The organism is Microbacterium sp. (assembly GCF_031178525.1).
Lineage (GTDB): Bacteria > Actinomycetota > Actinomycetes > Actinomycetales > Microbacteriaceae > Microbacterium.
On the sequence record NZ_JAPSJA010000116.1, the window covers coordinates 1 to 8,072 of the forward strand.

Sequence of the window (8,072 nt, forward strand, 5' to 3'; positions counted from 1 at the left end):
TCCGCCGCGGTCGGCTTCGTGCCGGTGAGACGGTGAGACGGTGGTCTTGGGGGTCTCGCCTCCGGCCCACCCGAGAGCCGTTGCGCGTCCGCGGACTGGGGCGGGGGCGACTTCAGCCCTGGCTGACGATCGTGACCGTGTCGCCGCGGCGCAGCGTCGTGCCGGGAGCGGGGTCGAGGCTCGCGACCGTGAAGAAGTCCCACAGGATGCCCTCGGGGAGCGAGGTTGACGGCGTGAGCCCCGCCTCACGAATGAGCGCTGCCATCTGACTTACCGTGGCTCCGTCCGGTACCTCGGGCACCGGGATGGGCTGGGGGCCGAGCGAGCGAACGATGGTGATGTCGTCGCCGGGGCGCCAGTTGCCCTCCTCGGCGCGCGGCGCGACGCGGATGATCGTGTCCGCGGGCACGCTCTCGCTGTACTCCTCGACCACGACCGCGTTCAGCCGCGCCTCCGAGAGTGTCTGCTGCGCGTCCGCCGTGGACCTGCCGGTGACATCGGGCAGCGCGCCCAGCGAGCGCACGATCGTGATGTCGTCGCCGGGGCGCCAGTTGCCTTCCTCGGCGCGCGGCTCGACGCGGAGCACCGTGTCGGCGGCGACATCGGGCGCGTACTCCTCGGTGGCCGTCGGGTTCAACCCCGCGTCCGCGAGGATCTGCTCCGCCTCGTCGACCGGCTCGCCCGTCACGTCCGGCAGGGGGCCGAGGGAGACGACGAAGTCCGCGACATCCCCCTCGTGGACCGTGCAGCCCTCGAAGCAGTCGACACGCTCCTCGGTGCCGGCGGGGAGGATGTCGAGGCCGATCACCTGGTCTGCCGGCGCGTCGGAGAACACGAGGAGGTTCTCGGCGTCGTCATACGTGATGACCCTCTCGTCGAGGATCGACTGCGCGTCCGCGAGCGACAGTCCCTCGAAGGACTCGAGGGTGACCTCGGCGGGGCCGGTGGAGATGAACACGCGCACATCGGCGCCCTTGTCGGTGGGCGTGCCGATGCCCGGGTCGGTGCGGATCGTCTGGCCCGCGGGCACGTACGGGTCGTTGTCCGCGTCCTCCACGGCGACGAGCTCGGCACCCGCCAGCTCCTGCTGCGCCTCGGCGAACGTCATGCCCGCCACATCCGGCACCTGGACCTGCGAGCCGGGGCCCGAGCCGAACCACCATCCGATCGCGCCGGCTGCCGCCGCGAGCACGAGTACGAGCGCGATCAGCAGACCTCCTCTGCGCTTGCGCTGCTCGGCGCGACGACGCAGGCGAGACGCGTTGTCCGCCTCCTCGACCGGCCCGGTGTCGACCACCTCGCCCGTGATCTCGCCCGTGGAGACGAGACCGCCCGGCAGGATCTTGGTCGCGCCCGAGGCGCTCGCCTCGGATGCGAGCGCGCGCGTCTCGAACGCGGGGGCGGAGCGGGTGGGCAGGGGAGCGATGCCGAGCTCGCGCTCGATCTCGCGCAGCCGCTCGAGCATCTCCTGCGCGTCGGAGGGACGCTCATCCGGGTTCTTCTCCGTCGCCCACAGCACGAGCTCGTCGAGCTGCTCCGGGACGCCGGGGTTCTTCACGCTCGGTCGCGGCACCGAATCGGTCGCGTGCTGGAAGGCGATCTGCATCGGCTGCTCGCCCTTGTACGGCTGCTCTCCGGCGAGCATCTCGTACAGCAGGATGCCGAGCGCGTAGATGTCGCTGCGCGCGTCAGCCGTGCCGCGCGTGACGAGCTCGGGCGCGAGGTACGCGATCGTGCCGAGCAGCTGCTGTCCCGTGGCGGTGTTGGCCGACGAGGCGCGCGCGAGGCCGAAATCGCCGATCTTGATGCGGCCGTCCTCGGCCAGCAGCACGTTCTCCGGCTTCACATCGCGGTGGATGAGTCCCGCGCGGTGGGCGGCCGCGAGCCCCGACAGCACGGCGTCCATGATCGTGATCGTCTGCGTCACGGTGAGCCGCCGCTGCTCCTTGAGAAGCTCTCGGAGCGTGATGCCCGGCAGGTACTCCATGACCAGGTAGGCGAGTTCGCCGTCCTGTCCCTGATCGAACACGTTGACCACGTGCGGATCCGACAGGCGGGCAGCCGAGCGCGCCTCCTGGATGAAGCGGCTCTGGAAGACGCTGTCGTCGCTGAGGTGGCCGTGCATCACCTTGAGCGCGACGCGGCGCTCCAGGCGCAGGTCGGTCGCGACGTAGACGGTGGCCATCCCGCCGCGAGCGATGCGGGCGCGCACCCGGTACCGGCCGTCGACAAGCCGCCCGATGAGGGGATCGACCTGCTGACTCGTGCTCACGTGTGAATTCTACGTTCGGGCCCCTGAGGAGCCGGGAGCGGCGCACCCGCGGATGCCGAGAGGGGAGCGGGCCGCGCGAAACGACGCCGTGACGGTCTCCACCCGGCGCTCGGTCGCTCACCCCGGCGCGCGACGGGCGGGAACTCAGCCGAACTGGCGGAGCCAGCCGTACGCGGCGGTCTCCCACTGCCCGTAGCGGTTCGGGAACGCGGAGATCTGCACGGCCTGGGCGGCCTTCGTGAACTCCATCTTCTCCCAGCCCTTGATGTCGTACAGACCCCGGGTCTTGCCCTTGTTGGGGTTCTGCGCGCCGCCGAAGAACACGCGCGTCGAGCGCACGCGGTCACGGATCTGCTCGGGGGTGCCCCAGCCGGCGCTCGGGCGCTGCTGGAACAGGCCGAGCGAGTCGCGGTCGCCGTAGTTCAGGTTTCGGATGCCCGACTCGACCATGGCGGTCGCCAGGGCGATGGCGATCGCGCGGTCGGACGCGCCGATGTCGCGTCCCACCCGGATGATGAGGCGGACGTTCTCGATCTGCTGTGCGTCGAGGACGGCGGAGCGCTGGATGCGCGGGTCCTCGCGGTCACCGGCCGTGGGCTTCGAGACGGCAGCCGGCGCGGCCGCGGCGCCCGAGAGCTTCAGCTTCTGCCCGGGGTAGATGATCGCGCCGCTCGACAGGCCGTTCGCCTTGAGGATCGCCGAGACCGTGGTGCCGTGCTTCTGCGCGATCGCCCACAGGGTGTCGCCGGCCTTGACCTCGTGCGTCTTGCCGCTGCCCGACGTGACCGGGGCCGCGGCCGGCGCGGGCGCGGATGCGGGCACCGGAGCGGGGGCCGCGGCGGCGGATCCGACCTTCAGCTTCTGGCCGGGGAAGATCGTCGCGACCTTGTCCAGGCCGTTCGCGCTGATGATCGTGGCGATGCTGACGCGGTGCTTCTGCGCGATGCCCCACACCGTGTCCCCGGCCTTGACCGTGTAGGTCGCGGCGCTCGACGACGGCGCCGCGGGCTTCGACGTCGCGACGGATCCGGAGCCGCCGGAGGCCGCCGCGGGCGTGGGCGTCGCGGACGCGCCGCTCACCTTGAGCTTCTGCCCGGGGTAGATGACCGCCGCAGAGCTGAGGCCGTTGGCGCGCAGGATGGCGGCGACCGTCGTCTTGTGGTGGTGGGCGATGCCCCACACGGTGTCGCCGGCCTTGACGGTGTAGGTCGCTGCGGGCTTCGCGGCGGCGGGCTTGGCGGCCGCAGGCTTGGCGACCGCCGCGGGGGCAGAGGCGGCCTTCGTCAGCCGCAGCACCTGACCGGGGTAGATCGTGCTCGACCAGCTGAGGTTGTTCCACGTCAGGACGTCGATGGTGCGCAGGCCCGCGCGGATCGCGATGCGCGTGATCGTGTCGCCCGGCTGCACGACGTGGGTCGTGGGAGCAGCGGCGGTGCGGACCGCGGTCTCGATGCGGGGAGCCGGAGCGGCCTTGACCGCGTTCGCACCGCGCACGGTGCCGAACGCATCGGTGCGGGTCTGCCCCTCGCGCGCACCGTCACGGACCTTCACCTCGGCCGCGGCGGCCGGAGTGGCGCCGAGGGAGAGGGCGATGGAGCCCGCGATCGCCACCGGCACGGTGGTCAACAGCGAGCGCATCGGCTGGCTCGCCTTGGCGTGGCTGGCGCGTGCAGGAGTACGACGGTGCACGATGGGTTCCCCTCTTGTCGACCTTCAGCGCGGGTCTGCTGAATGTCTGGCTCAAGAAACCGTGTCACGGAAGTGAAAACGTGTCAACCAGTGGTATCTAGGGTGATCCATGTTTCAGTCGGTACGGATCGCCACTGGTGTGTCCTATGTGACGAATGTGATCGGCGTGGCCGGACCGGGTTTCGCGTGGTGCCCAGCGGGACGGCCGTCGGGCCCGCCGGATGAGATAGTGGCAAGGTGACGGCGGAAGACTTCTCACGGACCCAGACCGAGTGGCTCAGCATCCCGGACGTCGCCGAGCTGATCGGCGAGACCCCCGGTCGTGTGCGGCGGCTGCTCGACGACAAGGCGCTCGTCGGGTCGCGACGCGAGGGCGCGCTCAAGATCCCGGCGGTGTTCTTCGTCGACGGCGACGTGCTGTCGTCGCTGCGTGGCACCGTGTTCGTGCTGCACGACGTCGGCTTCAGCGACGATGAGGCGATCGACTGGCTGCTGACCCCTGAGGAATCGATCGGCGTGTCGCCGATCGAGGCCCTCCGCGCCGGACGCAAGGCAGAGGTGCGCCGGGTCGCCCAGACGCTCGGCTGATCCGGCGTCTCGCCGGTCCCGGTCAGGCCCGGCGCTCGACCGCTGCGCGCGCGAGCGCGCGCAGCTCGCCCGCAGCTCGGGTCTCAAGATGCGCCGCGGTCAGTGCGGCATCGGCCTCCGCCGCGTAGTCGGAGATCAACGCCTCCACGCGCGCGAGCGCGCCGCTGGAGACGATGAGGTCGCGCAGCCACGCGACATCCGCGTCCGTCAGCGCGACGTCACCGAGCATGGCGTCGAACCGCTCCCGATCGGCGCCTGCGGTCGTCGCGCGGGCGAAGGCCACGAGCGCGGTGCGCTTCCCCTCGCGCAGGTCGTCGCCGGCAGGCTTTCCCGTCTCGTCGGCGTCGCCGAACACGCCCAGCACGTCGTCGCGCAGCTGGAACGCCATGCCGAGCGGATGCCCGAACGCGCGCAGCGCACGCAGCTGCGTCTCGTCGCCCCGTGCGAGAGCCCCGCCGATCACGAGCGGCTGCTGCACGCTGTAGCGCGCGGACTTGTACGACGCGATCCGCAGCGCCCGCTCCGCGTGCGCATCCTCCGGCGCCGTGCTCCATGCCGACTCCTCGGCGATGTCGAGGAGCTGGCCGACGGTGACGTCGCGGCGCATCCTCGCGTACTCGGCACGCGCGACGGCCGCCGCGGCGCGCGAGGAGAGGTCCGCGAGCGACTCCTCGAACAGGTCGTCGCTCCACGCCACCAGCAGATCGCCCAGGAGCACCGAGCCGGCGCGGCCGTAGGCCTCGGCGTCGCCGGTCCAGCCGGCACCGCGATGGGCCGCCTCGAGCGCACGGTGCGCGGAAGGGCGACCGCGGCGGGTGTCCGAGTTGTCGATCAGATCGTCGTGCACGAGGGCCGCGGCCTGAAAGATCTCCAGTGCCGCGCACGTGCCGATCACGGCATCGGCGTCGCGATCGTCGTCGGCGATGCCGCGCCAGCCCCACCATGCGAAGCGCGCGCGAAGCCGCTTGCCGCCCCGCACGCTCGCCGCCGCGTGGCCGACGAAGCCGAGGCCCTCGTCGCCGAACTCGGCCGCTTCCTCCTCGCGTGCGTGCGTAAACTTATCGAGACGCTGGGAGATCGCTTCGACAAGGGGGAGCGAGGCAGTCACGGGCCTAGCCTAGTTCTCCGGGCGGGGCCTAGAATGAGGGTCAGCCATCACCTGAGGGGGACAAGATGCCACTCTCCGAACAGGAGCAGCGCCTTCTCGATGAGATGGAGCGCCATCTCATGCAGAACGACGCCGATGTCGTGAGCGCGCCTGCGGGCGCACAGGTCCTGAGTTATCGCAACCTGATCATCGGCGCGCTCGTCGTGCTGGCCGGCCTCGGTGCCGTGATCGCGGGCATCGCACTGTGGCGCACGAGTCTGCCGCTCGGCCTCGCGCTGGGTGTGGCGGGCTTCGCTGCGATGCTCGGCGGCGTCATCCTCGCCGTGACTCCCGTGAAGGGCAGCGCGCCGACGCCGCGAAGCACCGGCGCTGGCCGCGGTCCGCGTCCCGCCCGCGCGAACTCCTCCTTCATGGACCGCATCAACGAGCGCTGGGAGCGTCGTCAGAACGGCGACGGCTAGCCCTCCACTTTCCCCCAGATCAAGCGCCGACCTTCGGGTCGGCGCTTTTTTCGTGCTCGGCGGCCTCCCGTCCGACCGAATCGGCGCTCAGCGCGCACGATCTTCCTCCACCGCGCCCCACTCGCGCTCCACCGCGGAATTCCGCGCATCGTCGCGGCCAATGCCGCCGAACTCGCCGCGATTCGCTCTAGACAGTGGGGCGAAGTGGAGTAAAGTGGGGGCTACCTCACGAGGGCCGGACGGAGGGGGTGATGGCCAGTGCTGTTGGGTACCCATACCCCCAAGCTCGACGACAAGGGCCGCGTCATCCTCCCCGCCAAGTTCCGGGAGGAGCTCGCGGGTGGAGTCGTCGTCACCCGCGGCCAGGAGCGATGCCTGTACGTCTTCAGCACCTCGGAGTTCGAGCAGGTGCACGAACGGGTCCGTCAGGCCCCGCTCAGCAACAAGCAGGCACGCGACTTCCTGCGCATGTTCCTGTCCGGCGCCAGCGCCGAGACCCCCGACGGCCAGAACCGGATCACGATCCCGCAGCACCTGCGCACCTACGCCGGACTCGAGAAGGAACTCGTCGTGACGGGCGTGGGAGCTCACGCCGAGATCTGGGACGCCGCCGCGTGGAACGCCTACCTGGAAAGCAACGAAGAGAGCTACTCGGAGATGGAGCAGGAGGTGATCCCGGGACTGTTCTGAGACGCGAGCCCCCGGTTGCGACCCCCACCCGCAGCCCTGACGCACTTCCCCGGCGCCAGGTCGAGCGGTTGGGGATCACAGCCGAGGGACCGCCTTCACCTCCTCACAGAACCCGACGCATCATGAACCTCCGCGACATCCACATCCCCGTCCTGCTCGAGCGCTGCGTCGAGCTGCTCGGCCCCGCCCTGCGTCACGCGCAGGAGGCGGGGAGGAGCGCCGTTTACGTCGACGGCACGCTGGGCATGGGCGGTCACTCCGAGGCGTTCCTCGAGCGCTTCCCGCACATCCAGCAGGTCGGACTGGACCGCGACCCCGACGCGCTCCGCATCGCCGGCGAGCGCCTCGCGCCGTTCGCCGACCGCATCTCGCTGGTGCACACCGTCTACGACGGCATCGCCGAGGCGGTCCGCGCCGCGGGCCACGACCACGCGGACGCGATCCTCTACGACCTCGGCGTCTCGTCGCTGCAGCTCGACGAGGCCGAGCGCGGCTTCGCCTACGCGCAGGACGCGCCGCTTGACATGCGCATGGACCCTACGCAGGGCATCACGGCCGCGGATGTCGTCGCGACGTACGGCGAGGGCGATCTGCGCCGCATCTTCGAGCGGTACGGCGAGGAGAAGCTCGCCGGCCGCTACGCCCGCGCCATCATCGCGGCCCGGCAGACGACGCCGATCACGCGCTCCGGGCAGCTCGTGGACATCCTGCAGTCGGCCACCCCCGCGGCTCTGAAGAACGCCGGCCACCCGGCCAAGCGCGTGTTCCAGGCGCTTCGCATCGAAGTGAACGGCGAGCTTGCAGCGCTCGAGCGTGCGATCCCCGCGGCGCTCGGCACGCTCGCTGTCGGCGGGCGGCTCGTCGTGCTGTCGTACCAGTCGCTCGAGGACCGCTTCGTCAAGCGGCTCTTCGCCGAGGCGACGACGTCCACCGCGCCTCCCGGACTGCCCTTCGAGCTTCCCGAGCACGCCCCCCAGTTCCGCCTGCTCGTCAAGGGCGCGGAGCTCGCGAGCGACGAGGAGGCCGCACGGAACCCGCGCGCGAAGCCCGTGCGCCTGCGCGCCATCGAACGAATCAAGGAGGCGGCATGAGTCTCGCGAACACGGCGGTCGACGTCCGCGCCGCCCATCCTCAGATCCGTCCCGAGCCGACCGGCGCACCGCGCCGCCGGCTGCAGGCCGTCCCCGACGCCGCACCGCGCCGCCGCCCGCGGCTGGGCTACGCGATCGTCGCCTTCGCCGGTGCCGTGGCCATCGCGATCGCG

Annotated in this window: 7 protein-coding genes; 4 read left to right on the top strand and 3 right to left on the bottom strand. The window is 71.1% G+C overall.

Annotated elements, in window-relative coordinates:
* Positions 1-112 precede the first annotated feature (112 nt).
* The gene (pknB, locus tag RIF89_RS08715) at positions 113-2,272 is read right to left on the bottom strand and encodes a Stk1 family PASTA domain-containing Ser/Thr kinase (protein ID WP_309068731.1); all 2,160 of its coding nucleotides are present in this window, start codon (positions 2,270-2,272) and stop codon (positions 113-115) included.
* Between the two features lie 144 nt (positions 2,273-2,416).
* Positions 2,417-3,910, bottom strand: a complete 1,494-nt coding sequence (locus RIF89_RS08720; protein ID WP_309068732.1) for a LysM peptidoglycan-binding domain-containing protein — start codon at positions 3,908-3,910, stop codon at positions 2,417-2,419.
* Positions 3,911-4,198: 288 nt separating this feature from the next.
* On the opposite strand from RIF89_RS08720, the gene RIF89_RS08725 reads away from it, so the two are divergent.
* A complete protein-coding gene (locus RIF89_RS08725; RefSeq protein ID WP_309068733.1) occupies positions 4,199-4,549 on the top strand; it encodes an Rv2175c family DNA-binding protein in 351 nt (116 codons plus the stop codon).
* Between the two features lie 22 nt (positions 4,550-4,571).
* Here RIF89_RS08725 and RIF89_RS08730 read toward each other — a convergent pair whose 3' ends face one another.
* Complete coding sequence (locus RIF89_RS08730; protein ID WP_309068734.1) at positions 4,572-5,657, bottom strand: polyprenyl synthetase family protein; 1,086 nt, start codon at positions 5,655-5,657, stop codon at positions 4,572-4,574.
* A gap of 65 nt (positions 5,658-5,722) precedes the next feature.
* Between RIF89_RS08730 and RIF89_RS08735 the strand changes: the two genes are divergently transcribed.
* The 3 genes from RIF89_RS08735 to rsmH all read left to right on the top strand — a co-directional run bounded on the left by RIF89_RS08735 (position 5,723) and on the right by rsmH (position 7,899).
* A complete protein-coding gene (locus RIF89_RS08735) occupies positions 5,723-6,118 on the top strand; it encodes a DUF3040 domain-containing protein (RefSeq protein WP_309068735.1) in 396 nt (131 codons plus the stop codon).
* A 258-nt stretch (positions 6,119-6,376) separates the two neighbouring features.
* Positions 6,377-6,808 (top strand): division/cell wall cluster transcriptional repressor MraZ, encoded by a 432-nt coding sequence (gene mraZ / locus RIF89_RS08740; RefSeq protein ID WP_203135528.1) that lies wholly within the window; start codon positions 6,377-6,379, stop codon positions 6,806-6,808.
* Between the two features lie 122 nt (positions 6,809-6,930).
* Positions 6,931-7,899, top strand: a complete 969-nt coding sequence (gene rsmH / locus RIF89_RS08745; RefSeq protein ID WP_309068736.1) for a 16S rRNA (cytosine(1402)-N(4))-methyltransferase RsmH — start codon at positions 6,931-6,933, stop codon at positions 7,897-7,899.
* Positions 7,900-8,072 lie beyond the last annotated feature (173 nt).

Coding starts and splice junctions, on each gene's coding strand:
- RIF89_RS08720 (WP_309068732.1), bottom strand. CDS start 3,910: ATGCGCTCGCTGTTGACCACCGTGCCGGTGGCGATCGCGGGCTCCATC.
- RIF89_RS08735 (WP_309068735.1), top strand. CDS start 5,723: ATGCCACTCTCCGAACAGGAGCAGCGCCTTCTCGATGAGATGGAGCGC.
- rsmH (WP_309068736.1), top strand. CDS start 6,931: ATGAACCTCCGCGACATCCACATCCCCGTCCTGCTCGAGCGCTGCGTC.